Genomic DNA, 24,605 nt, shown 5'->3' on the forward strand with positions numbered 1-24,605 from the left:
CTGGGAGGGAACTTGATCCGACGCACCGGCCGGCTGACCGCCACCGGCACCTTGACACTCGCTCTGCTCACCGCAGCGGTGGGCCTGCCCGGTACGACGGGGACGGCGGCCGCTGCCCCAATGCGGGCGGCGGTGTCCGCGCCCACCGGTACGGCCGCACCCTCAGCACCCACTGCGACCACGCCGGCAAGCGGCTGGACCGCCCGCGGCGAGGACTACAGCGCGGTCGCGACGCAGACCGACCTGAAGATCCCGATGTCCGACGGCACGGTCCTGCGCGGCGACCTCACCCTGCCGGCCACAGCCGACGGGACCGCCGCCGCGGGTCGCTTCCCGGTCGTCGTGACGATCACCGCCTACAACAAGACCGTCCTGGGCTCGAGCGACCTCGGCGGCGGGGACCCTGCCTACCTGGTCAAGCGCGGCTACGCCCAGCTCACCGTCGACGCCCGCGGCACCGGCTCGTCCGAGGGCATCTGGCGCGCCTTCAGCGCCCGCGAGAACAAGGACGCCGGCGAGATCGTCGAGTGGGCCGCCGACACCGCGCGCCCGTGGAGCGCCGGGCGGGTCGCGATGACCGGCCCCTCCTACATGGGCATCAGCCAGATCTTCGCGGCCGGCCACCAGCCGAAGGGCCTCAAGGCGATCTTCCCGCAGGTCCCGGCCGCGGACGTCTACCGCGACGTCGTCGCCTCCGGCGGCCAGGTCGACGTCGGCTTCATCCCGCTGTGGATGGGCCTGGTCACTGGCACCGGCGTCATCCCGCCGGCGTACGGCGCGAGCGAGCCGGCCCAGGGCTTCAAGGCCCTGACCGACCACCTGATCGGCGCCGCGACCTTCACCGTGCCGCTGCTCCTCGACGCCCTGCTCGGAGGAGACGCCGCGCACGACGGCCCGTTCTATGCCGAGCGCTCGCCGATCAATGTGATCGACAAGGTCACGGTCCCGACCTTCCTGGTCGCCGGCCACTACGACCTCTTCCAGCGCGGCACCCCGCTGCTCTTCGAGAGCCTGCGCAAGCGTGGGGTGCCGACCAAGCTGGTCGTCGGCCCCTGGGACCACCTGCAGGGCTCCTCGGGCGAGGACATCGACCAGGCCGGGTACGGCGAGCTCGCCGAGCTGCAGCTGCGCTGGTTCGACCGCCACGTGCGCGGCATCCCCGACCCGGCGCTCGACTCCGACATCGCCCCGTTGACCTACTTCGAGCAGGGCAGCGGCACCTGGCGGCGCACCCGGGACTGGGTCGGCTCCAACCTCCGCGCGCGCAGCTTCCGCCTCTCCGGCGGCGCCACCACCGCCGTACGCCACGGCGCGCTCACCGAGGGCGCGGCGCAGCCCGGGACCGCCGACGTGCTGCCGATCCCCGTCGCCGGACTGTGCAGCCGCTCGGCCAGCCAGTGGACCGCCGGCCTGCCGTCGGCCGTCGCCGCGGACCTGCCGTGCTTCAGCGACAACCAGCACAACGACCGCACCGGCGTGGTCTTCGAGACCGACCCGGTCGACGCCCCCGTCCGCCTGCAGGGCCCCATCAACGCCCGCCTCTACACCTCCAGCCCGAGCGGCGACGGGATGCTGTCGGTCTCGGTCTCCGACGTCGCGCCCGACGGCACGGTCAGCCGGCTCACCGGGGGCTGGCAGGTGCTCTCCCACCGGGCCCTCGACGAGGCGCGCACCCGGCGCCTGGACGGCAAGGTCATCCAGGCGCACCACCCGTTCACCGCGGCCGCCCAGACCCCGCTGCCCCGCGGCGCCGTCGAGCCGATCGACGTGGAGGTCTTCCCGACCGGGGCCGTCATCGAGAAGGGCCACCGGCTCCGGCTCGCGGTCCAGGCCTTCGACGTGCCGCACCTGCTGCCGTCGGCGCCCGATCTACCCGGGACGCTGACCGTGATGAAGATCCACACCTCGGAGGCCTACCCCTCCGAGCTCACCATCCCCGGCGTCGACCGGTTCGCCTCGAGCACCCGGGTCACCGGGCCGCGGAGCACCCGCCCCGGCCGCGCCGCGACGTACGTCGTGCGGGTGAGCGGCGGCTTCGACGCACCGACCGGCCGGGTCGCCGTGCGCGTGCCCGGCATCGGGAGGAGGGTCGTGACGCTCACCGCCGGCCGGGCCGCCGTCCGGCTCCAGGCTCCGCGCAGGCCGGGCGTCCGGAAGGTGACCGTGCGCTACCTCGGCTCCGAGACCGTCGCGCCGTCCACCGGCCGGGCGACGTGGAAGGTCAGGCGTCCAGCGCGCGGATGACCCGGGCCGGGCTGCCCGCCGCGACGACGTCGGCGGGCAGGTCGCGCAGCACGACCGAGCCGGCTCCGACGACGGTGTTGGCCCCGATGGTGACACCGGGGCAGACGATCACGCCGCCGCCGAGCCAGACGTTGTCGCCGATGGAGATCGGCTGGGCCGCCTCCCACTTGTCGCGCCGGGGTCCTGGCTCGAGCGGGTGGGTGGCGGTGAGCAGCTGGACGTTCGGACCGATCTGCACGTCCTCGCCGACGGTGATCGCCGCGCAGTCGAGGGCGACGAGCCCGAAGTTGGCGAACGTGCGGGCCCCGATGCTCAGCTGGGTGCCGTAGTCGACGCGCAGCGGCGGGCGGATCTCCACGTCGGCGCCGACCGAGCCGAGCAGCTCCTCGAGCAGGCGCCGCCGCTCGTCGCCCTGGCGGACGCCCGTGGCGTTGTAGGCGTCGGTCAGGTCCTGGGCCCGGCAGATCGCCTCGCCGAGCTCCGCGTCGTCGGCCTGGTAGAGGGCACCGGACAGCATCCGCTCACGCATCGACAGCTCAGTCATGGGGCGAGCGTATGCCCCTCGGGAGCCCCCCTCAGGAGCGCATGGCGACGCCGCGGCGCCAGTAGCCCATGAACGCCACCTGCCGGCGGTCCATCCCGAGCTCCTTGACCAGGTGACGGCGCAGCCCGGTGACGACGCCGGACTCGCCGGCGATCCACGCGTAGAGCCCGTCGTACGGCGAGCAGGGCACGTCCGCGGCCTCCACCCCGGCCGCGACAGCGTCGCCCGAAGAGGAGTAGGTCGGCGTCTCCCAGAGGTCCGGGTCGGCGTCGGCGGGGATCTCGACGGGCCCGTCGACCGGCACGCCCAGGTGGTCGAGGACGGCCTGGTGCAGACGCTCACCCAGGGGGGCGCCGTCGCGCGGCAGCCAGACGACGTTCATCCCCTCGGGGCAGCGGACCTCGCCCACGTCGCCGGAGAGGGGGACCTCCAGGAACGCCGTCCCCAGGGTTCCGTCCGGCAGGTCGTCGAGGATGCTGGACACGGCCGGGACCCCGGTCTCGTCGGCGACGAGAAGCACGGAGGACGCACCACCCGGGGCGAACTCGATGCCCCCGAAGGCCTGCCCGCGGCGCGGCGCCATCAGCACCAGCCGGTCACCGACCTGTGCGCCGGCCGCCCACAGCGAGCCAGGGCCGGTGGCACCTTCCGCGAGGTGCAGGACGAAGTCCACGACCAGCCGGGTGTCGACGCCACTGCCACGCACCGCCCGCACCGTGTAGGTCCGCATGTGGCCGCGCTCCTCGGCCGGGATCGCCTGCCAGGTGCCGAACCACGACTCGTCCGCACCCGCGAACGACGCCAGCTCACCGCGCGCGTTGGGGAAGACCAGCTTCACCCGCTGGTCGTAGAGGGGGCCCTCGACGCCGAAGTCGGCCAGCGAGGCGCCCCCCAGCTCGACGCGCACGAAGGACGGCGACAGGCGCTCGACCGCGACCACCTCGACCTCGTCGAGGATCATCGGCAGGCGGTGCAGGGTGCTCGTGGTCATGGGACGCCTCTCGGGTGACTAAGGCGAGCCTAACCTCACCCCCCGGGCATCCGTCAACGCCCGTCCCACCGAGACGTCGGAAATGGCCCGGCCCAGCGCTCAGATCGGGGTGCGGTGGAACGACTGCGCCGAGCGCGACGGCGTCGGCCCGCGCTGACCCTGGTAGCGAGACCCGTACTTCTCCGAGCCGTAGGGGTGCTGCGCCGGCGACGAGAGGCGGAAGAAGCAGAGCTGCCCGATCTTCATCCCGGGCCACAGCTTGATCGGCAGGTTGGCGACGTTGGCGAGCTCGAGCGTCACGTGGCCGGAGAACCCCGGGTCGATGAAGCCGGCCGTCGAGTGCGTCAGCAGCCCCAGCCGACCCAGCGACGACTTGCCCTCGAGTCGAGCGGCGACGTCGTCGGGCAGGCTGACCCTCTCGTAGGTCGAGCCGAGCACGAACTCGCCGGGGTGCAGGATGAAGGGGTCGTCCCCCTCCGGCTCGACCTCACGGGTGAGGTCCGGCTGGTCCTCGGCCGGGTCGATGTGGGGGTACTTGTGGTTCTCGAACACCCGGAAGAAGCGGTCGAGTCGCACGTCGATCGACGAGGGCTGCACCATCCCAGCCTCGAAGGGGTCGAGCGCGACCCGGCCGGATTCGATCTCGATGAGGATGTCGCGGTCGGAGAGCAGCACGAGGCGCACCCTACCGGCGTTCGCAGAAGTTGGACCGACCAAGGAAACTGGTGTCATGACGTTCCACCGCTACGTCGCCCTGGGCGACTCGTTCACCGAGGGCGTCGGCGACCCCGACCCCGCCCGCCCCAACGGCCTGCGCGGCTGGGCCGACCGCGTCGCGGAGGTCCTCGCGAGCCGCACCGAGGACTTCGGCTACGCCAACCTCGCGATCCGCGGGCGCAAGCTCGACGGCATCATCGCCGAGCAGATCGAGCCCGCGATCGCCCTGCGTCCGGACCTGATCACGATCTATGCCGGCGCCAACGACATCCTGCGCCCCAAGGTCGACCTCGACGCCCTGGTGGAGCGGTACGACGCGGCACTGGGCCGCCTCGCCGCCACCGGCGCGCACCTCGTCGTCTGGACCGCCACCGACCCCGGCGGGTCCGCGATCTATCGCCCGGTGCGGGGCCGGTTCGCGATCTACAACGAGCTGGTGCGCGAGGCCGCCGACCGGCACGGGGCGACGATCCTCGACTACTGGCGCCTGCGGGAGTACCGCGACTGGCGCCTCTGGGACACCGACCGGATGCACATGGGGCCCGCCGGCCACCAGCGGATGGCGATCGCGGTCCTCGACGCGCTCGGCGTCTCGCACGACCTGGAACCCCTGCCGCTCGTCGACGTGGTCGCACCCGTCGGTCGGGCAAAGGTCCGCGAGGACGTCACCTGGGCGCGCGAGTTCGCCGCACCCTGGGTCCACCGGCGGATCACCGGCCGCTCCTCCGGCGACACGGTGAGCGCTCGTCATCCACGCCTGGCGCGGCTCGAGCACCTGCTGGGCGAACGGCTGGGCGAACGGCTGGGCGAGCACCTGGGTGACCCCGGGGTTCCCCAGGGCACCGAGTGATCCGTTAGCATGTGCGCGGCCGGTCTCCGGTCGTGCGGACGTAGCTCAGTTGGTAGAGCGCGACCTTCCCAAGGTCGATGTCGCGAGTTCGAATCTCGTCGTCCGCTCCAGCAGAAATACGATGCGAGCCGCTGGTCGGGTCCGGACTCCGGACCCAGCCAGCGGCTCGCATCATTTCGGGCCTCGGCCGGCTCTCCGCCGAGAATTACACGCTTGTCATTCTCCCGGCGTGTCGCTCCCGTGTTTCAGATGTGACGGGTGGGAGACTTGACGCCTTTTGGGGTCATTGGGGACAGTGGGACCGTTCCACCCTTCCCCAGCGTTAGGCCTTCCCCATGCCCCGCCCCCGCTCGTTCGTCATCGGCGCCTCCGCGCTGGTCCTCTCGCTCGCTCTCGTCCCGTTCCTGCCGGACGGCGACGGTGACCGCGACCGCGGCGCGATCACGCCGGCCGGCCGGCCGTCAGCGACCCCGGAGTCCGGTGCTCTCGTCGCCGGGACCGGTGCGCTCACGCCTGCCATGCGGGCCGAGATCGACCGCGTCGTCTCCACCGGTACGACGAGCGCCCGGCGCAGCGGGAAGGTCGCCCCCGAGCAGCTCGCCGCGGACGCCGTACGGTGCGCGACCTTCGAGGGGGAGCGCTACTGCCTGAACACCGGGTGGACCACCGAGTCCGAGGACGCCGTCCAGGCGCGCGTGGCGGCCTCCGCCCGGACGGTCGCCTCCCGCTCGGCACGCGGCAGCGCCCCCGAGAGCACCGGCGACCTCGACGCGCTCGCCCTGGCCCAGCGCGTCGCGCGGATGGCTCCCGCCGCCCGGGCCCGCGCCGAGCGCCGCGAGCTGGTCGAGGCGGCCCGCTCGGTCGCCAAGGTCGTGCTGCTGCGCCACCAGGTGCAGGGCACGCCGCTCCCCGCCGGTTTCCTCGACCGCCACCCGGAGGTGCGCCCGAGCACGGCCGGCATCTCCGCCCGCGCCGCGGCTCCCCTCGCCACCAGCGCCCGCTCCGGCGGCGCCAGCACCAAGATGGCCCGTGACTACCCGAGCCGCGCCACCGTGCTGCGTCCCGGCCGCACCGCCGAGCAGACCACGACCTACTGGTGCGGTCCGGCCACCATGCAGATGATCGCCTGGGGCTGGGGCAACAACCACCGCAGCCAGGACTACTGGGCCCGCCGGCTGGGGACCACGCGCAGCGGCAGCGCGATCACCGAGATGGTCCGCGTCACCAACCAGGCGACCGGCTGGGACCGCCCCGACCGAGCCGGCCGCTACGTCGCGCTGAGCATCGCCGACTGGTCCTACGCGGACTGGATCGTGCTGCAGATGCGCCACGTCGTGGACTACCGGTCGCCGGTGATCCTGCACCCGGTCCTGCTCAAGCGGTTCTACCCCTACCTCGACGACGACGCCTCGGGGCACTTCCAGGTCGGCCGCGGCTACCGGAAGGGCGGCAAGGCCCCGATCAAGCTGAGCTACTTCGAGCCGTGGAACCAGCAGCGCTTCGACCCCTCCGAGCCCTACATCGGCCGGGTCCAGTGGCGCAACGCCTACCGCAGCTACCGCGCCAACCAGGCCCACTTCCAGCAGAACATCGGCGTCTGATGCGCGTACGTCGCACCGCTGCGCTGGCGGCACTGCTGCTCGCCGTCACCGCCTGCTCCAGCGACTCCGACGAGGGGCCCCAGGGGGACCCGACGACCGGCTCCGCCGCCGCCTCGTCGACGTCCGACCCGAGCCCCACACCGACGGACCCGACCACCCCGGCCCAGTCCTCCAGCCAGTCCTCCAGCCAGTCCTCCAGCCAGTCCTCCGGCCAGTCCTCCGGCCCGTCCGGTGGCACCGCCGCCGACCCCGCCGTCCTGGAGCCCGAGGTCGACCTGCTCGGCTGGGAGCCGGTCGCCGGCTCCGTCGACGACCTCGTCACCACCGGTGGCGACTGGACGCTCACCGTGCCCCGCAACCGCTCGCAGGCGCGCCTCCAGGGCCCCGAGCCGGTCACCGTCACGGCCGGCAAGGGCCGCGTGATCAACGAGACCCTGCTCGACGGCGAGTACGCCGTCGTGGTCGCGCAGGACAAGGCCGAGGAGCGGGCGGCCATCGCGACGGTGGTCGAGCTCGCCACCGGTCGCCGTACCGTCCTGGACGAGCGGTCGGCCCACCCGACCGTCAACGGCGGCACCTGGGCGCTGGGTGAGGACGCCTCCGGAGCCACCTCGCTGATGCACGCGACGCGCGGTGCGGACGGCACCTACTGCCTGGCCCGCGTCGACCTCGCGTCCGGAGAGTCGGAGACGGCCTGGTGCTCGCCGCAGCGCCACGGCTTCACCGACGCGCGGGTGACCCCCGCCGGCACCAGCCTGCTGACCTTCGACGACTCCCGGCCCGCCTGCTTCACGGTCGTGGAGCTGGCCGACCAGGAGGTCACCCCCTTCGCCGACGCGCCCGCCTGCACGGGCTGGGACGGACTGCTGCTCACGGAGGGCCGGATGTGGTCGGTGGTCCCGAAGGCCAACCAGGTCGAGACCGCGCAGTTCTTCGCCCAGAGCCCCGCCGGCCACTTCGACCTCGGCCAGGGCATGTCCGGCAGCCTGACCTGGTGCGGGGAGGCGGCGTACTTCGCCCAGGACCCGCTGCGCGACGGCGACCCGGCCCGACTGCTGCGCTGGGACGGCACCGACCTGAGCGTCGTCTACGAGACCCCCGGCCAGCCCGGCATCATCAGCGAGCCGCGATGCGGCGGCGACCGGATCACGCTCACCGCGCTGAGCGAGGGCGGCGACGAGCAGGTGAGCGCAGCGGTGGGTTGAGCCCCTCGTAGGCTCGTCGGGTGGAGTTCACCGGTTTCCCCGTCGCCGCCCTCGACTTCTACGACGACCTCGAGATGGACAACACCCGGTCGTTCTGGGAGAAGCACAAGCAGGTCTACCTCGACGACGTGCGCGGGCCGATGACCGCCCTGACCGCGGCACTGGCCCCGGAGTTCGGCGACGCGAAGGTGTTCCGGCCGCACCGCGACGTGCGCTTCGCCAAGGACAAGACGCCCTTCAAGGAGCATCAGGGCGCGTTCGTCGCCGTGGGGGAGGCCACGGGCTACTACGTGCAGGTCTCGGCCCGCGGCGTGCGCACCGCGGCGGGCTTCTACCAGGCCTCGTCCCAGCGACTCGGGTGGATCCGCGCCGCGATGGCCGACGAGCGCACCGGCACCGAGCTCGAGCGGCTGCTCGACGACCTGCGCGGGCGAGGCTTCGAGATCGAGGGCGACCGGCTCAAGACCTCACCCCGCGGGTACGACGCGACGCACCCGCGCATCGACCTGCTGCGCCACCGCAGCCTGTCCGCGGTGCACCCCTATGGCTTCGACGACGTCATCCACTCCCCCGACCTCGTCGAGGCGGTCCGCGCCGACTGGCAGGCACTGCGCCCCGTGGTGGAGTGGATCTCGGCCGCCGCCGGAGACTGACTGCTAGTCCTCCTTGCGGGCGGTGGCCATCGCCCGCTCGGGCTCCCAGAACGCCCGCATCGACGCCACCTGACCGGCCTCGTCCACCGTGTAGACCATCACCAGGTCGGTGTCCACGACCGTGCCGTCACCGAACCGCGTCGAGATGGTGCCGACGTTGGCACAGGTGACGCCGTTGGCGTGGGAGTCGTGGATCGTGAACGTGAACTGCTCGACCGGTGCGATCGCCTTCTCCCAGAACGCCCGCATCGCTTCGTGCCCGCGATGGCCCACCCCCTCAGGGTCGAACCACGACGGGCCGACCGGGTCCTCGACCACCGCGTCCTCGCGATAGACGCTCAACCACTCCTCCAGGTCGCCACGACAGGCCGCGGAGTAGGAGCGCTGCGACGCGCGCCGCGCGGGGTGGTCGCCGTCGGGCGCGTTCCAGATGACGTGGTCGGAGGTGATCATGGAGAGATCGTAGGGCCAAACTGAAACACGTTCTAGACACCGGTCCCGGATGCGGCGAGTTGGCCAGGATGCGACGAGTTGTCTGGGCCGTCATCCACCGTTCACGCACGCCTGACACGGTCGCGCCATGGCACGACGCAACGTCTTCCTGCACGTCGGACTCGCCCACGCCGGCACCCGCTTCCTCGCCCCGACGCTGGCGACCCACGCCGATGCGCTGCGCGAGCGTGGCCTCGTCCTGCCCGCCTCGGAGCGCGACGCCTTCCGCGCCGCCGTCGAGATGCGGCGCGACCACCATGCACACGGCCTGCGCCGTCGCGACGTCGAGGGCGCCTGGGCCGACGTCTGCCGACGGATCTTCAAGAGGAAGGCCACCGCGCTGGTCAGTCACGAGCACCTCGCCGGGGCCGCGCCGCACCAGGTCTCCCTGCTGCTCGACGGGCTCGCGGGCGCCCGGACGCATGTCGTCGTGGTCGTCCGCGACCCGCTCACCGCGCTGCACGAGGCGTGGGGCGAGGCCGTCGCGGCCGGGGAGAGCCTCTCGTTCGGACGCTTCGCCCGACGCCTGCTCGACGGCGCCGGAGCCGACCCCGGTGGCGCCGACGCCGCCCAGACCTGGCGCGCCGAGCAGGAGCTGGTCGACGTGCTGCACCGCTGGGGCCAGGCGGTGAGCCGGGAGCGGGTGCACGTCCTCGTCGCCCCGCCCGTCGGCGCCGACGCCCGCCGTGCCCTCTGGCAGGCCCTCGGTGAGGTGGTCGGCTTCGCCACCGACGACCTCCCTCCCACCGCGGAGCCCGAGGAGGGCCCCGCGGGAGCGCCTCCCCCGCTGCCGCGCGACCTGCACGACGCCCTCGAGGCGCGCGCCCGCCACTGGGCCGACGTCCTGCTCCACGACGGGTACGACGTGCGCGGCGAGGTCGCCGACCTGCTGCTCGAACCCGCCGGCTCGCAGCTTGCCGGCGAGCCGGCCGAGGAGGGGACCGAGAACGAGCTCGCCGTGGAGGAGCGCCTCGAGATCACCAGCGACGCCCTGGCCCGCGCCCGCTCGGAGGCGGCCCGCCTGCGCGAGGAGAACGAGCGCCTCGCCCGCCGTACGGCCAAGCTCGAGCGCAAGCGGCGCACACTCAAGCGGAGGAACCGGGAGCTCGTCGACGCGGGCCAGTGATCCAGGAGCCGGTCAGTGCGGCTTCCACGCCTCGTCGTCGGAGGTGCGCGTGGTGACGGCGTCGGGGAGTGAGCGGTCGGCGAGCTGTTGGATGCTGACCTGCTCGAACACGTCGCGCAGCGAGTGCCGCGCGGCGATCCACACGTGCTGGAGCACCTCGGCCGACTCGTTGTAGCTGACGGCCTCGGGGCGCAGGCCGTAGACCGACACCAGCGGACCGTCGACCGCCCGGATCACGTCGGCGACCGAGACGCTGTCAGCCGTCCGGGCCAGGCGCCACCCGCCGGACTGGCCGCGCTGGGAGACGACGATGCCTGCGCGCCGCATGTCCGCGAGGATCGCCTGCAGGAAGCCGTGCGGGATGTCCTGCAGGCGTCCGATCTCCTCGGCACTGACGGGCAACCCGTCGGTGCGGCCGGCCATCTCAATGAGGGCGCGCAAGGCGTAGTCGGACTTGGCGGAGACGCGCATGGCGCCCAGTCTGTCAGAGTTGTCGATCTGGTCAGTCGATCTAGTGGGACTGGGGCCGATGCTCACGCGGCGACCAGCGCCTCTTCGAGCGACTCGACCTCGCGGGCGACGCGCTCCTGACGCACGGCCCACACGATGCCGGCGATCCAGGCGACGAACAGGGTCGCGGCCAGGAGGGCCACCTGCTGGCCCGAGGCGCCCAGGGTCTCGGCGATGGTCTTGGAGTTGGTCAGGATGATCAGGCCCCCGGCGGCCACACCGAGCACGCGCGCCGCGAGCTTGCGGACCAGCCAGGCCGCGATCGGGGCGGCCACCACGCCGCCGGCGAGCAGGGCGCCCGCGATCGCCCAGTCGATGCCGGCCGAGCCCAGCGCCAGGATGAAGCCGAGCGAGCCACCCACCGCGACGACGAACTCGGAGGTGTCGATCGAGCCGACCACCTTGCGGGGCTCCAGACGGCCCGAGGAGAGCAGCGATGTCGTGCCCACCGGACCCCAGCCACCACCCCCGATCGCGTCGAGCGCACCGCCGACCAGGCCCATCGGGGCCAGGAAGCGGGCCGAGGGGCGGCTCTTGAACTGCGGACGGCGTCCGCCGAGCGCCAGGAAGCGCCAGATGACGTAGGCGCCGAGCACCAGCAGGATGCCGGCGACCCAGGGCTTGGCCGTGCCGCCGTCGATGTTGGACAGGAACGTCGCACCGGCGAAGGCGCCCACGAAGCCGGGGACGGCGAGGATCGACACGGTGCGCCAGTCGACGTTGCCGAGCTTGTGGTGGGAGAAGCCCGAGACCAGCGAGGTCCCGATCTCCGAGAAGTGCACGGCGGCCGACGCGGCCGCCGGGGCGACACCCGCGGCGAGCAGCAGTGTCGACGAGGTGACGCCGTAGGCCATCCCGAGGGAGCCGTCGATCAGCTGGGCGAGCAGGCCCACACAGGCCAGCACGATGAGTTTGCGCATCTGCGATCCATCCGGTCGGGCGATGCCGCGGCATCGTGGACAAAGTCGATCAAGTTCATTTCCTTACTGTCTTAGTAGACTTACAAGACGGGCGGTCTGTCAAGCCCGGGTCGGCCACCAGCGGTCGGATAGGCTGGCGCCGGAATCCCGCACCCCTGCGACGCCCCTGACAGCCCACCGGACCGCGAAGGCCCACCGCTTGCTCACGATCATCGGCGCCCACTTCATCGCTGCCGCTCTGGCGCCGACCCTGATCGCCACCGTCGGCCGACGCGCCTTCTGGGCGCTGGCACTCGTGCCGCTCGCGGCGACCGGCTGGGCCCTGTCCCACACCGGCACCGTGCGCGAGGGGGGCTCGGTGGACCAGGTGGTCCGCTGGGTGCCGAGTCTCGACCTCGAGCTGGCCTTCCGGCTGGGGACTCTGCAGTGGGTGCTGACCCTCGTCGTGGTCGCCATCGGCGCGTTGGTGCTGTTCTACTGCCGGTGGTACTTCGCCGACGACGAGGCCGGCCTCGGGCGCTTCGCCGGCGTCCTCACGGCGTTCATCGGCGCGATGCTGGGCCTGGTCCTCGCCGACGACCTGCTGCTGGTCTACGTCTTCTGGGAGCTGACCACGGTCTTCTCCTACCTGCTCATCGGCCACTCCCCCGAGAAGCGGGCCAGCCGGCAGGCGGCCACCGAGGCGCTGATCGTGACCACGCTCGGCGGGCTGGCGATGCTCGTCGGGATGCTCCTGGTCGGCGCCGAGGCCGGCACCTACCGGATCAGCGAGCTCCTCGCCGACCCGCCGAGCGGCACGGCTGTCACGGTCGGTGTCCTGCTCGTCCTGGTCGGAGCGCTGAGCAAGTCCGCGCTGCTGCCCTTCCACTTCTGGCTGCCCGCCGCGATGGCGGCCCCCACCCCGGTGAGCGCCTACCTGCACGCCGCGTCGATGGTGAAGGCCGGCGTCTACCTCGTGGCGCTGCTCGCTCCCGCGTTCGCCGGCACGCCGGGCTGGCGGCCGGTCGTGCTGACCCTCGGGGTCGCGACGATGCTGCTGGGCGGCTGGCGGGCGCTGCGCCAGATCGACGTCAAGCTGCTCCTGGCCTACGGCACCGTCAGCCAGCTCGGCTTCCTGCTCGTCGTGCTCAGCGTGGGCACGCGCAGCGCCGCCCTGGCCGGCCTCTCCCTGCTGCTGGCCCACGCCCTCTTCAAGGCGACCCTCTTCCTCGTGGTCGGGATCGTCGACCACAGCACCGGCACCCGCGACCTGCGCGAGCTCTCCGGGGTCGGCCGCTCCATGCCGGTCGTCGCCGCGGCGGCCTTCGTGGCGGCCGCCTCGATGGCCGGCGTCCCGCCGGTGCTCGGCTGGGTGGCCAAGGAGAGCGTGCTGACCGCGCTCCTCGACGTCGCCCGGGCCGACGGCGACGGCAGTGGCGTCGGCGCGCTCGGCGGCTGGCTCGTGGTGATCGGGGTCGTCGTCGGCTCCGCGCTCACCGTCGCCTACTCCGCCCGGTTCCTCTGGGGCACCTTCGCCACCAAGTCCAGCGCCGCCAACCCCGACGCGGCACCGACCCCGACCCACCCCGTCCCTGTCGGCTTCGCCGCGGCGCCCGTCGTTCTCGCCGCCCTCTCGCTCGCGCTCGGCTTCGCCGGCCACCCGCTCACCGAGCAGCTCGCGCCGTACGCCGCCGCGTTCCCCGAGGGCGTCCACGAGACCGAGCTGGCGCTGTGGCACGGCATCGGACTGCCGCTGGCGCTGTCGCTGCTCGCGCTCGCGCTGGGCCTCGCCGCGTTCGCCGTACGCGTGCCCGTCGCGCAGTTCCAGGCCGCCCTGACCCACGGCTGGAGCGCCGAGCGCGGCTATCGCTGGACCATGCGCAGCGTCGACCGGCTCGCCGTCGAGGTGACGGGTACGACGCAGCGCGGCTCGGTCGCGGCCTACCTCGCGATCATCCTGGTCGCAGTGCTCCTCGTGCCCGGCTCGACGCTGGTCGCGGGGATGTCCGGCGAGATCGACGTCGTCGCCTGGGACACCCCCGCCCAGGCGTTCGTGGGCGTCGTGATGGCGGCGGCCGCGCTGATGGCGACCCGCTCGCGACGCCGACTGCGCGCGGTCCTCCTGGTGGGCGTGACCGGCTATGGCACGGCCATGCTCTTCGCCCTGCACGGCGCCCCCGACCTGGCGCTGACCCAGGTGCTCGTCGAGACCGTCTCCGTGGTGGTCTTCGTGCTGGTGCTGCGGCGCCTGCCGGAGTACTTCACCGACCGTCCGCTCAGCCGCAACCGCTTCTGGCGGATGGCGCTGGGGGCGGCGACCGGCATCGCCGTAGCCGGGTTCATGCTGGTCGCCACCGGCGCCCGCACGGCGGTCCCCGTCTCGGCCGCCTTCCCCGAGGAGGCGGTCGACTACGGCGGCGGCAACAACATCGTCAACGTGATCCTCGTCGACGTCCGCGCCTGGGACACCCTCGGTGAGCTGTCCGTGCTGCTGGCGGCGGCGACCGGGGTCGCGAGCCTGATCTTCCTCGACAGCCGGACGTCGGGCATCCGCCGCGTGCACGAGATCCCCCAACCACCGAGCGTCGAGAAGCTCTCCACGACCGTCGGGCGCCGGGTCTGGCTGCCGGGCCCCCGCACGATGCGACCCGACCGCCGCTCGATCATCTTCGAGGTCGTCACCCGGCTGGCCTTCCACACAATCGTGGTCTTCTCGATCTACCTGCTGCTGGTGGGGCACAACCTGCCGGGCGGCGGCTTCGCGGCGGGCATGGTCACCGGCCTGGCGCTGATCGTCCGCTACCTCGCCGGGGGCCGCTACGAGCTCGACGAGGCAGCCCCGATCGACGCGGGCCGGCTGATGGGCGTCGGCCTGGCGGTCGCCGCGCTCGCCGGCCTGGCCCCCCTCGCGTTCGGTGGCGCGGTCCTGCAGAGCGCGATCGTCGACCTGCACATCCCCCTGCTCGGCGACCTGCACCTGGTCACGTCGGTCTTCTTCGACGTCGGCGTCTATCTCATCGTGGTCGGCCTGATCCTCGATCTGCTGCGGGCCCTCGGCTCTCGCATCGACCGCCAGATCCTGCGCGAGGAGCGCGCCGCCACCCAGGAGGTGAGCAACTGATGGAGGCCAACCTGACCCTCGTGATCACCGCGGCAGCGTTGATCGGCTGCGGGGTCTACCTGCTCCTGGAGCGCAGCCTCAGCCGGGTGCTCATGGGGCTGATCCTGATGAGCAACGGCGTCAGCCTCGCGTTCCTCGTCTCCGCCGGCCCGGCCGGCGACGCCCCGATCGTCGGCGCGGGAGACCCGGGAGAGCTGGCCGACCCGCTCCCCCAGGCGATGGTGCTGACCGCCATCGTGATCACCCTGGCCACCACCGCGTTCCTGCTGGCGATGGCCTACCGCAGCTGGCAGCTCAACGGCCACGACGACGTGCAGGACGACGTCGAGGACGCCGCGATCCGCCGCCTCGCGCTCACCGACGACGCCTCCGACAGCTATGACCTCAGCTCCGCCGGCGAGAACGACGAGCAGCCACTGGAGGAGGGCGCATGAACGAGATGGTCCCGCTCCCGGTGATCCTGCCCCTGCTGGGGGCCGGAGCCACGCTGGTGCTCTCCCGGCACCCCACGGCCCAGCGCGCCGTCAGCTTCACGACCCTGGTCGCCGTCGCGGCGATCGCCGCGGTGCTCCTGGTCCAGGCGGACCGGCACGGACCCCAGGTGATCTGGGTGGGTGGATGGCCGGAGCCGCTGGGCATCTCGCTGGTCGCCGACCGGCTCTCGGCGCTGATGCTGCTGGTCTCGGCGGTCGTGACCCTGGCCGTCCTCGCCTACTCCCTCGGTCAGGGCATGACCGGGGACGAGCGCGAGGCGCCGCTCTCGGTCTACCACCCCACGTTCCTCGTGCTGGTGGCCGGCGTCTCCAACGCCTTCCTGGCCGGGGACCTGTTCAACCTCTTCGTCAGCTTCGAGATGCTGCTCTTCGCCAGCTATGTGCTGCTGACGCTCGGCGGCACCGGCACCCGGATCCGCGCCGGCACCATCTACGTCGTCGTCAACCTGCTCTCGTCCACGCTGTTCCTCATCTCGCTGGCCGCGATCTATGCCGCGACCGGCAGCATGAACCTCGCCCAGCTGGCCACCCGCACCGACGACCTGCCCGACCACGTCAGCCTGATGCTGCAGCTGCTGCTGCTGGTCACCTTCGCCATCAAGGCCGCGATCTTCCCGCTGTCGTTCTGGCTGCCCGACAGCTACCCCACGGCGCCGGCACCGGTCACGGCGGTGTTCGCCGGGCTGCTCACCAAGGTCGGCGTCTACGCGATCCTGCGCGTCCAGACGCTGCTGTTCCCCGACAGCCCGCTCACCGACCTGCTGCTGTGGGCGGCACTACTGACCATGGTCGTGGGCATCCTCGGTGCGGTCGCCCAGTCCGACATCAAGCGGATGCTCTCCTTCACGCTGGTCAGCCACATCGGCTACATGATCTTCGGCGTCGGCCTGGCCACCGAGGCGGGCATCTCGGGAGCGATCTTCTACGTCGCGCACCACATCACCATCCAGACGTCGCTGTTCCTGGTCGTCGGCCTGGTCGAGCGTCGCGCCGGCAGCACCTCGCTGGTCCGCCTCGGCGGGCTGGCCGCGCTGTCACCGGTGCTCGGGCTGCTGTTCTTCGTCCCGGCGATGAACCTGGCCGGCATCCCGCCGCTGTCCGGCTTCCTGGGCAAGGTCGGGCTGCTCCAGGCGGGCCTCGACACCGGGACGCCCCTCGCGATCGTCCTCGTCGCCGCCGGCGTCGTCACCAGCCTGCTCACCCTCTATGCCATCGCCAAGACCTGGGGACTCGCCTTCTGGCGCACCCCGGAGCAGGCGCACGAGATGGCGCAGGCGCTGCCCGACCCGGGCTTCGACACCGGCTCCGCAACGCGACCCACCAACTTCCTCGAGGAGGCGGCAGCCGCGGTGCTCGACCAGAGCAGCGGGCCGATGGTCCGTCATCGCGGTCACATCCACACCGGCGGCGGCACCTTCGATCGGGCCGACCTCGAGGCCGCCCGGCGTCTGCGTGACGACGACGAGCCGGACCGCGACCTCTACCAGTTGATCCGCGACGGAGACCTGCCCGCCCGCCTCCCCCTGGCGATGGTCCTGCCGACGGCCGGGCTGGTCGCCTTCAGCCTCCTGCTCACCGTGGTCGCGGGACCACTCTTCGGGCTGACCGACCGCGCCGCCGAGGACCTGCTGGAGCGCGACCCCTACATCAGTGCCGTGCTGGGAGACGACCGATGAGCCCCGTGACGCGGACCCGCCGCGACGGCAGCGTGCGCCCGGCCCGCTATCGGGCGGTCCAGCCCTCGGTGATCGTGTGGCTGACGGTCGTCTGGCTGATCCTGTGGGGGGCGGTCACGCCGCTGCTGGTTGTCGGCGGCGTGCTGGTCGCGGTCGTGGTGTGCGTGGTCTTCCCGCTCCCCCCCATCCGGATGGAGATGCGCCCTCGCCCGCTGGCGCTGGTCGCCCTGCTGGTGCGCTTCCTCAAGGACGTGGTCGTGGCGAGCGTCGAGGTCGCCCGGGTGGCCCTGCGCCGCGACTGCACGCTGCGCAACGCCGTCATCGCGGTCACCCTGCGCACCCCCTCGGACTTCGTGCTCACGGTCGTGGCCGAGATGGTCTCGCTGGTCCCCGGCAGCATCGTCGTCGAGGCCCGCCGCTCGACCCACACCCTCTTCCTGCACGTGCTCGACGTCCGCGACCTCGAAGGCGTGGAGCGCTTCCGGGCGAGCGTGCTCGACCTCGAGGCGCGCGTCGTACACGCATTCGGGGCGGCGACCGAGCCCACCGACACCGCCCGGGAGGGGAGCCGATGAGCATCGTCCTGCTGATCTGCGCGACGCTGCTGGCGGTCGCCGGCTTCCTGCTGGTGATCCGGACCACGATGGGACCGACGCTGCTCGACCGCACGATCGCGCTCGACGTCCTCGTGGCCGTCCTCATCAGTGCCCTCGCGCTCGAGGCCGCCGCCAACCGGCACACCCACACGCTGCCCATCCTCCTGGTCCTCACGCTGCTGGGCTTCGTCAGCTCGGTGAGCATCGCGCGGTTCACCAAGGGCAGTGACGACATCGAGGCCGAGCAGCAGGACCGGAGGGACGCATGAGCATCGACTGGACGGCCGTCGCCGACGTCGCCGCCGCCGCGTGCCTGATCACCGGCGCACTCCTGGCGCTGATCGCCGCGATCGGAGTGCTCCGCCTCCCGGACCTCCTCAGCCGGATGCACGCCGCCACCAAGCCCCAGGTGCTGGGCCTGCTGCTGGTGCTGGTCGGGCTGGCGCTGCGACTGCGCGAGCCGGAAGTGCTCGGCGTCCTGGCGCTCGTCGCCCTCTTCCAGATGATCACCTCCCCGGTCGCGAGCCACATGGTGGGGCGGGCGTCGTTCCGCGCCGGCCAGGTGCGCCGTGACCTGCTCGTGGTCGACGAGCTCAGCGAGGCGCTCGACGGGCCCGAGGAGCCGCGCGGCGCTCCCTGAGTTCGGATCCGCAGGCCGGGTCCGCGCGCCAGGTCCGCGCGCCAGTTCCGCGCCGGGCCGGTGGAGCAGAGCTTCAAGGGGCTTTCGTCACGTTCCGCCGGTTCTTCTTGCGCGAATCCGGCAACCGAGGCACCATTTGGTTACTGGCGAGTAGCAGACCTGCGCTGCGCCGCCCTCGGACACGGCCCCACGGCCGGGCGAGACACCCCCAGGACCGGCTTCTTCGTGACCGGTACCCCGATGCGAGAAAAGGTGGGTCAGTGAGCCACTACAAGAGCAACCTGCGCGACATCGAGTTCAACCTCTTCGAGGTGCTCGGCCGCGACGCGATCCTCGGTCAGGGCCCCTTCGCCGAGGTCGACGCCGACACCGCCCGCGAGGTCCTCGCCGAGGTGGAGCGGCTCTCCCGCGAGGACCTGGCCGCGTCCTACGAGGACAGCGACCGCAACCCGCCGGTCTTCGACCCCCAGACCCACACCGCTCCGCTCCCGGAGTCGTTCAAGAAGAGCTACCGCGCCTGGATGGACGCGGAGTTCTGGCGCCTGCAGATCCGCGAGGAGCTCGGCGGCACCCCCGCCCCCTCGTCGCTGAACTGGGCGATGGGCGAGATGATCCTGGGCGCCAACGCCCCCGTGTGGATGTACGCCGCGGGCGCGCCGTTCGCGGGCGTGATGTACAACAACGGCAACGAGCGCGACCAGCGCGTCGCCCAGTTCATGGTCGACCGCCAGTGGGGCTGCACGATGGTCCTCACCGAGCCGGACGCGGGCTCCGACGTCGGCGCCGGTCGCGCGAAGGCCGTCCCCAACGAGGACGGCACCTGGAACATCACCGGCGTGAAGCGCTTCATCACCTCCGCCACCCACGACATGAGCGAGAACATCATGCACCTGGTGCTCGCCCGCCCGGAGGGCGTCGAGGGCGCCGGCGGTCCCGGCACCAAGGGGCTGTCGCTCTTCTGGATGCCCGAGCACCACTTCGACCTCGAGACCGGCGAGCTGACCGGCGAGCGCAACGGCGTCTACGTCACGAACGTCGAGCACAAGATGGGCATCAAGGTCTCCAACACGTGCGAGGTCACCTTCGGCGACCCGCAGGTCGGCGGCGGCGAGCCGGCCAAGGGCTGGCTGCTGGGCGAGGTGCACAACGGCATCGCGCAGATGTTCGACGTGATCGAGAACGCCCGGATGATGGTGGGCACGAAGGCCATCGCCACCCTGTCGACCGGCTACCTCAACGCGCTGGACTACGCCAAGGAGCGCATCCAGGGCGCCGACCTCACCCAGTCGGCCGACAAGACCGCCCCGCGCGTCACGATCACCCACCACCCCGACGTGCGTCGTTCGCTGATGACGCAGAAGTCCTTCGCCGAGGCGATGCGGGCGCTGGTGCTCTACACCGCCACCTGGCAGGACGACGTCCAGATCGCCGAGCACAACGGCGAGCGCAACGAGCTCGCCGAGGCGATCAACGACCTGCTCCTCCCGATCGTCAAGGGCTACGGCTCGGAGCGCTCGTGGGTGCTGCTGGGCACGGAGTCGCTGCAGACCTTCGGCGGCTCGGGGTTCCTGCAGGAGTACCCGATCGAGCAGTACGTCCGCGACGCCAAGATCGACACCCTCTACGAGGGCACCACGGCGATCCAGGGCCAGGACCTGTTCTTCCGCAAGATCGTCAAGGACCAGGGCAAGGCGCTGGGCCACATCGCGGGCGAGATCGAGAAGTTCATCGCCTCCGAGGCCGGCAACGGCCGCCTCAAGGCCGAGCGCGAGCTGCTCGCCACCGCGCTGGCCGACACCAACGCCATCGTCGGCTCGATGATCAACGACCTGATGGCCTCCGACGCCCGCTCCGAGGGCGGCGACATCCGCAACATCTACAAGGTCGGCCTCAACACCAGCCGTCTGCTGATGGCGCTGGGCGACGTCGTCTGCGCGTGGCTGCTGCTGCGCCAGGCCGAGGTGGCCCTGGAGAAGCTCGGTGGCGACCCGGGCAAGGACAAGGCGTTCTACGAGGGCAAGGTGGCCGCCGCGCAGTTCTTCGCGCAGAGCCTGCTCCCGAAGATCACCGCCGAGCGCGCGATCGCCGCGGCGACCGACCTGTCGATCATGGACCTCGACGAGGCCGCGTTCTGATCGGCTGACCCACCCGCTGGGCGCGCGAGCCCCAGCGACAGCCCGCGTGACGAGGGCCCTCCCGGACTGATCGGGAGGGCCCTCGTGGCGTTCCGCCTCGTGTGCGGCACTGTTTGGTGGGAGGCGCCAGGGGTACGGCGGTTGTCGGGGGGCGGTGGCGACGACGTCACCGACCAGGACCGAACAAGGGAGAATCGCCATGGGAATCGGATTGGGAATCATCCTGCTCGTCCTCGGCTTGGTGCTGTCGCTGGGCGTCATCAACAGCGGCACGTCGTTCGTCGACGAGGGACCGCTCGGCTGGATCCTCATCGGAGCCGGCATCCTGTCCATCGTGCTGACGCTGATCATGAACCAGCAGCGCACGCGCTCCACGCACGTGGAGGAGCGCCGCTACGAGGCGTGACCCGTGCCTGCTCGACTGCGCCTGAGCGCCTGAGCGTGAACGACGAACGAGCCCCCGCCCGGTGAAGGGCGGGGGCTCGTCAGGTGTCAACGCGTGCCCGGAGCGTGTCCGGGCTGCCCCGCGAGGACGCCCGTGAGGGCGTCGCTCGAGAGCAGAGGGTCGCGGCTCAGAAGGAGCGGCGACGCTCGTGTCCGCGCGAGTCATTGCGGCCCGAGTCACTGCGGCCTGAACGTCCCTCGGGGCGTCGCGAGCCGCCGGCGTACGACGAGCGGCCGCCCTGGGGACGACGCGACCCCGACGACGAGGACGACGGCCGCGGGGCGGTCGTGTCGCCGGAGGTGGACAGCGCCTCGGCGGTCATCGGCTGCGGGGCGGTGCGGATGTCGTGGTGACGCACCTCCACGCCGGCGTTGCGCTGCAGGCGGACCAGCTGGTCGACGAACTTCGGGGTCGAGATCGTGATGACGCAGCCGGACGTGCCGGCGCGGGCCGTACGGCCCGAGCGGTGCAGGTAGGCCTTGGGGTCGTTGGCCTGGTCGAAGTGGATGACCAGGTCGATGCCGTCGACGTGGATGCCGCGGGCGGCGACGTCGGTGGCCACGACGGCCTGCACCTTGCCGGAGGAGAACTTGTGCAGGTTGCGCTCGCGCACGCGCTGCGACAGGTTGCCGTGCAGGTCGACGGCCTCGACGCCGGCGGCGGTGAGCGCCTCGGCCAGCTCGACGGCGCCGTCGCGGGTCCGGGTGAAGAGGATGGTGCGGCCGTTGGCCGTGACCAGCTTGACCGCGGCGTCGACCTTGTCGCGGAAGCCGCCGACGACCATCGTGTGGTGGGTCATCGTGGTGACCGCACCGGCGTTGGGGTCGAGCTGGTGGACCTTCGGGTCGCGCAGGTGCTTGCGGACCAGGCGGTCGACGTCACCGTCGAGCGTCGCGGAGAGCAGCATCCGCTGGCTCCCGGCCGGCGTCATCCCGACCAGCTTGTCGATGGCGGGGTAGAAGCCCAGGTCGCACAGGTGGTCGGCCTCGTCGAGCACCGTGATCTGGATGTCGTCGAGCTTGCAGTGACCCTGCTTGATCAGGTCGTCGAGACGGCCCGGAGTCGCGACGACGATGTCGGCGCGGTTGCGCAGCGCGCGCACCTGGCGGTCGTACGGCGTGCCGCCGTAGACGGTCGTCATCTTGAGGTTCAGCGAGTTGGCCAGCGGGTGCAGCGCGCGGCTGACCTGCTGGGCGAGCTCGCGGGTCGGGACCACGATGATCGAGCGCGGGAAGTTGGGCCGGCTGCGCTCACCCGCGAGGCGGGCGAGGACGGGGAGGCCGAAGGCGAGGGTCTTGCCCGAGCCGGTCTGCGCGCGACCCAGGAGGTCGTGGCCCGCGCGGGCGTCGGGGATGACCGCGGCCTGGACCGAGGTCGGGGCGGTGATGCCCTGCACGGCGAGCGCGGCGATCAGCGCGTCGGGCAGGTCGGAGAAGGCGGTGCTGCCCGCGTCGATCGCGGGGCCGTCGGTGGGGCCGTCCGTGCTGGGGACGTCGGAGCTGGAGGCGGGTGCAGCGAATGCAGGCGCAGACATGCGTAGGAGAACTTTCGCGTGGAGAAGCGTCTGCGCGACGAGCCACGGCGTGGTCCGGTGAGCCTTGCGAGACGCGTTGTCTCTGGGCACCCGACTCGACTGGTCTTCGCGCGATCGAGAGCTGCGCACCACACCGGGAACAAAGAGAATGAGCGGCCATCTCCTCGATCGAGGGGCCACTGGCTGAGGCCTACCTTACGGACAGTGCGGCTGATCCGACGAATCGTCAACACCGCCGCCCGCCGTACCCCCGCCCCCATGTAACGCGGGGTTATCCGAACTCCCACAGCGCTATTTCGCTGTGGTGGACCAGATAACCCCGCGTTACATGAGGGGCGTCAGTCGGCGGGGCGGCCCCCCAGCGGCAGGGTCAGCGTCGGCTCGCCCGTCGTCGCGATGCGGATCGGGACGCCCCAGTCCTGCTGGTGCATGTGGCAGGCGGCGCCCTCGCCGTCCTCGCCCTCGGCGACCTGGTCGCAGGAGGCGGCGCGGGCCGCGATGTGGAGTACGCCGTCGCCGACGGCCGCGTCGAGGACGAGCGTGCGGGTCAAGTCGGTGCCGCGGCCCTCCCCCTCGCGGATCAGCGCCGGCGGGGTCGAGGTGACCATCAGCTGCGAGGGCGGCCCGAAGCGGTCGTCGACCTTCTGGCCGGGCGGCGGCTCGAAGACCACGACCAGCTCCATGCTCGCCGCCACCTCGGTGACCGGCCGCTGCGTGGTGTGCGCGAACCCGTCGACCACGGCGGCGGACCCGAGGGGGACCCGGGTGAGCGCGTGGGCGCCCGACTCGACGACCACGAGGTGCTCGCCGTCCACGAAGGCGCCGCTCGGCTCGACCAGGCCGGTCGCCAGCGTGGTCATCTCGCCCGCCCCGCCCGCCCCTCCGGAAGCCGGCTCGAAGCGACGCACCGCACCGTTGTAGGTGTCGCACACCGCGACGCTGCCGTCGGGGAGCACGGTGACGCCGAGCGGGTGCTGCAGCAGCGCCTCGCCGGCCGGTCCGTCACGGAAGCCAAAGTCGAAGAGCCCCGACCCGACCGCGGTCCTCACCTGCAGCGCACCGTCGACCGCCTCGACCCACCGCAGCGACGACGTCTCGCTGTCGGCCAGCCAGAGCCGGTCGCCGTCGGCGGCCAGCCCGGAGGTCTGGGCGAACCACGCCTGCACCGGCGCCCCGTCGAGCAGTCCCTCGTTGGCCGTGCCGGCCGCGACCTCGACCGAGCCGGTCCGCGGGTCGAAGGTCCACAGCTGGTGGATCCCGGCCATCGCGACCCAGACCCGGTCCTGCCACCACGCGACGTCCCACGGGCTGGAGAGCCGCGTCGTCCCGTCGCCCTCGAACCACTGTCTGCCGTCGCCGGCGAGCACGCGCACGTCGCCGGTCGCGAGCGTGATCCCGCGCAGCTGGTGGTGCACGGTGTCGGCGACCACCACGTCGTACCCCACCTCGGCGGCGAGGTCCGCGGGCAGCAGGCACAGGCCGTTGGGCTCCGCGAAGCCGCCGATGCGGCGTACGACGTGGTCCTCGGCGTCGAGCTCGACGACCTCGTCGTGGCCCGCGTCGGCGACGAGCGTGTGCCCGCTGGCGAGCCGGACCGCCTTGGCCGGGAAGCGCAGGTCGGTGGGCTCCACGACGGGGGCGACGTACGGCGAGTCGCCCGGCTGCAGCGTCCCGCGCTCGCGGTGCTCCTCGACGAGCTCGCCGAGCAGCCGGTCGATCGCGTGGACGTGGCCCTCGCCGGCGTAGTGCGCGACGACGTAGCCCGTCGGGTCGACCAGCACGAGCGTCGGCCAGGCGCGCGCGGTGTAGGCCTGCCAGGTGATGAGCTCGGGGTCGTCGAGCACGGGGTGGTGCACGCCGTACCGCTCGACGGCCTGGGTCAGCGCCACCGGGTCCGCCTCGTGGACGAACTTCGGCGAGTGCACGCCGACGACGACGAGCTCCTCGGCGTACTTCTCCTCCAGCGGCCGCAGCTCGTCGATCACGTGCAGGCAGTTGACGCAGCAGAAGGTCCAGAAGTCGAGCAGCACGAAGCGGCCGCGCAGGTCGCTCAGCGAGAGGGGGCCGTCGGTGTTCAGCCAGCCGCGACCGGCGAGCTCGGGGGCGCGGACACGGGGACGGGTGGTCATGAG

The 24,605-nt window shown here is 72.1% G+C and carries 22 protein-coding genes and 1 tRNA gene; 15 read left to right on the plus strand and 8 right to left on the minus strand.

All coding sequences use genetic code 11. The features are described from left to right. Positions 1–12 precede the first annotated feature (12 nt). Positions 13–2,244 (plus strand): CocE/NonD family hydrolase, encoded by a 2,232-nt coding sequence (locus tag ACYU7L_RS03315; RefSeq protein ID WP_460793788.1) that lies wholly within the window; start codon positions 13–15, stop codon positions 2,242–2,244. Here the strand turns inward: ACYU7L_RS03315 and ACYU7L_RS03320 are convergent. The 3 genes from ACYU7L_RS03320 to dcd all read right to left on the minus strand — a co-directional run bounded on the left by ACYU7L_RS03320 (position 2,222) and on the right by dcd (position 4,454). Then, positions 2,222–2,788 carry a sugar O-acetyltransferase gene (locus ACYU7L_RS03320; RefSeq protein WP_460793789.1) on the minus strand — a complete coding sequence of 189 codons (567 nt, stop codon included), beginning with the start codon at positions 2,786–2,788 and terminating at the stop codon, positions 2,222–2,224. The two genes, ACYU7L_RS03315 and ACYU7L_RS03320, sit on opposite strands and share 23 nt — an antisense overlap. 31 nt (positions 2,789–2,819) lie before the next feature. After that, entirely contained in the window at positions 2,820–3,779 is a 960-nt protein-coding gene (locus tag ACYU7L_RS03325; protein WP_460793790.1) for a siderophore-interacting protein, read from the minus strand. Between the two features lie 99 nt (positions 3,780–3,878). Beyond that, positions 3,879–4,454, minus strand: a complete 576-nt coding sequence (dcd, locus tag ACYU7L_RS03330; protein ID WP_460793791.1) for a dCTP deaminase — start codon at positions 4,452–4,454, stop codon at positions 3,879–3,881. Positions 4,455–4,509: 55 nt separating this feature from the next. On the opposite strand from dcd, the gene ACYU7L_RS03335 reads away from it, so the two are divergent. The 5 genes from ACYU7L_RS03335 to ACYU7L_RS03355 all read left to right on the plus strand — a co-directional run bounded on the left by ACYU7L_RS03335 (position 4,510) and on the right by ACYU7L_RS03355 (position 8,805). Beyond that, a complete protein-coding gene (locus ACYU7L_RS03335) occupies positions 4,510–5,346 on the plus strand; it encodes an SGNH/GDSL hydrolase family protein (RefSeq protein WP_460793792.1) in 837 nt (278 codons plus the stop codon). A gap of 34 nt (positions 5,347–5,380) precedes the next feature. After that, positions 5,381–5,456, plus strand: a tRNA-Gly gene (locus ACYU7L_RS03340). Between the two features lie 225 nt (positions 5,457–5,681). Beyond that, positions 5,682–6,947 (plus strand): C39 family peptidase, encoded by a 1,266-nt coding sequence (locus ACYU7L_RS03345; RefSeq protein ID WP_460793793.1) that lies wholly within the window; start codon positions 5,682–5,684, stop codon positions 6,945–6,947. Further along, a complete protein-coding gene (locus tag ACYU7L_RS03350; RefSeq protein ID WP_460793794.1) occupies positions 6,947–8,152 on the plus strand; it encodes a hypothetical protein in 1,206 nt (401 codons plus the stop codon). The genes ACYU7L_RS03345 and ACYU7L_RS03350 overlap by 1 nt, the downstream gene beginning before the upstream one ends. A 20-nt stretch (positions 8,153–8,172) precedes the next feature. Then, positions 8,173–8,805 carry a DUF2461 domain-containing protein gene (locus ACYU7L_RS03355; RefSeq protein ID WP_460793795.1) on the plus strand — a complete coding sequence of 211 codons (633 nt, stop codon included), beginning with the start codon at positions 8,173–8,175 and terminating at the stop codon, positions 8,803–8,805. A gap of 3 nt (positions 8,806–8,808) precedes the next feature. Here the strand turns inward: ACYU7L_RS03355 and ACYU7L_RS03360 are convergent, their stop codons facing one another. Next, a complete protein-coding gene (locus tag ACYU7L_RS03360; RefSeq protein WP_460793797.1) occupies positions 8,809–9,258 on the minus strand; it encodes a nuclear transport factor 2 family protein in 450 nt (149 codons plus the stop codon). A gap of 127 nt (positions 9,259–9,385) precedes the next feature. Here ACYU7L_RS03360 and ACYU7L_RS03365 point away from each other — a divergent pair, with 127 nt between their 5' ends. Then, positions 9,386–10,423, plus strand: coding sequence for a hypothetical protein (locus ACYU7L_RS03365; protein ID WP_460793798.1), 1,038 nt, complete (start codon positions 9,386–9,388; stop codon positions 10,421–10,423). Positions 10,424–10,435: 12 nt separating this feature from the next. Here the strand turns inward: ACYU7L_RS03365 and ACYU7L_RS03370 are convergent, their stop codons facing one another. Further along, positions 10,436–10,894 (minus strand): RrF2 family transcriptional regulator, encoded by a 459-nt coding sequence (locus ACYU7L_RS03370; RefSeq protein ID WP_460793799.1) that lies wholly within the window; start codon positions 10,892–10,894, stop codon positions 10,436–10,438. A gap of 62 nt (positions 10,895–10,956) precedes the next feature. Beyond that, complete coding sequence (locus ACYU7L_RS03375) at positions 10,957–11,853, minus strand: sulfite exporter TauE/SafE family protein (protein WP_460793800.1); 897 nt, start codon at positions 11,851–11,853, stop codon at positions 10,957–10,959. A gap of 199 nt (positions 11,854–12,052) precedes the next feature. Here ACYU7L_RS03375 and ACYU7L_RS03380 point away from each other — a divergent pair, with 199 nt between their 5' ends. From ACYU7L_RS03380 to ACYU7L_RS03415, 8 genes are all read left to right on the plus strand, one after another. After that, positions 12,053–14,953: a Na+/H+ antiporter subunit A gene (locus ACYU7L_RS03380; RefSeq protein ID WP_460793801.1), complete on the plus strand. Its 2,901-nt coding sequence runs from the start codon at positions 12,053–12,055 to the stop codon at positions 14,951–14,953. Further along, the gene (locus tag ACYU7L_RS03385; protein ID WP_460793802.1) at positions 14,953–15,387 is read left to right on the plus strand and encodes a Na(+)/H(+) antiporter subunit C; all 435 of its coding nucleotides are present in this window, start codon (positions 14,953–14,955) and stop codon (positions 15,385–15,387) included. The genes ACYU7L_RS03380 and ACYU7L_RS03385 overlap by 1 nt, the downstream gene beginning before the upstream one ends. Beyond that, entirely contained in the window at positions 15,384–17,123 is a 1,740-nt protein-coding gene (locus ACYU7L_RS03390) for a Na+/H+ antiporter subunit D (protein WP_460793803.1), read from the plus strand. Before ACYU7L_RS03385 ends, ACYU7L_RS03390 begins: the two co-directional genes overlap by 4 nt. Further along, a complete protein-coding gene (locus ACYU7L_RS03395; RefSeq protein ID WP_460793804.1) occupies positions 17,120–17,698 on the plus strand; it encodes a Na+/H+ antiporter subunit E in 579 nt (192 codons plus the stop codon). The genes ACYU7L_RS03390 and ACYU7L_RS03395 overlap by 4 nt, the downstream gene beginning before the upstream one ends. Beyond that, the gene (locus tag ACYU7L_RS03400) at positions 17,695–17,988 is read left to right on the plus strand and encodes a monovalent cation/H+ antiporter complex subunit F (protein WP_460793805.1); all 294 of its coding nucleotides are present in this window, start codon (positions 17,695–17,697) and stop codon (positions 17,986–17,988) included. The genes ACYU7L_RS03395 and ACYU7L_RS03400 overlap by 4 nt, the downstream gene beginning before the upstream one ends. Next, positions 17,985–18,359 (plus strand): monovalent cation/H(+) antiporter subunit G, encoded by a 375-nt coding sequence (gene mnhG, locus ACYU7L_RS03405; protein WP_460793807.1) that lies wholly within the window; start codon positions 17,985–17,987, stop codon positions 18,357–18,359. Before ACYU7L_RS03400 ends, mnhG begins: the two co-directional genes overlap by 4 nt. A 260-nt stretch (positions 18,360–18,619) precedes the next feature. Next, positions 18,620–20,494: an acyl-CoA dehydrogenase gene (locus ACYU7L_RS03410; protein ID WP_460793808.1), complete on the plus strand. Its 1,875-nt coding sequence runs from the start codon at positions 18,620–18,622 to the stop codon at positions 20,492–20,494. Between the two features lie 199 nt (positions 20,495–20,693). Next, entirely contained in the window at positions 20,694–20,900 is a 207-nt protein-coding gene (locus tag ACYU7L_RS03415; protein WP_460793811.1) for a DUF6458 family protein, read from the plus strand. 166 nt (positions 20,901–21,066) lie between these two features. Here ACYU7L_RS03415 and ACYU7L_RS03420 read toward each other — a convergent pair whose 3' ends face one another. After that, the gene (locus ACYU7L_RS03420; protein ID WP_460793813.1) at positions 21,067–22,473 is read right to left on the minus strand and encodes a DEAD/DEAH box helicase; all 1,407 of its coding nucleotides are present in this window, start codon (positions 22,471–22,473) and stop codon (positions 21,067–21,069) included. A gap of 338 nt (positions 22,474–22,811) precedes the next feature. Further along, positions 22,812–24,602, minus strand: coding sequence for an NHL domain-containing thioredoxin family protein (locus ACYU7L_RS03425; protein ID WP_460793814.1), 1,791 nt, complete (start codon positions 24,600–24,602; stop codon positions 22,812–22,814). Between the last annotated feature and the right edge of the window lie 3 nt (positions 24,603–24,605).

The sequence above is a fragment of the Nocardioides pacificus genome (genome assembly GCF_054775955.1).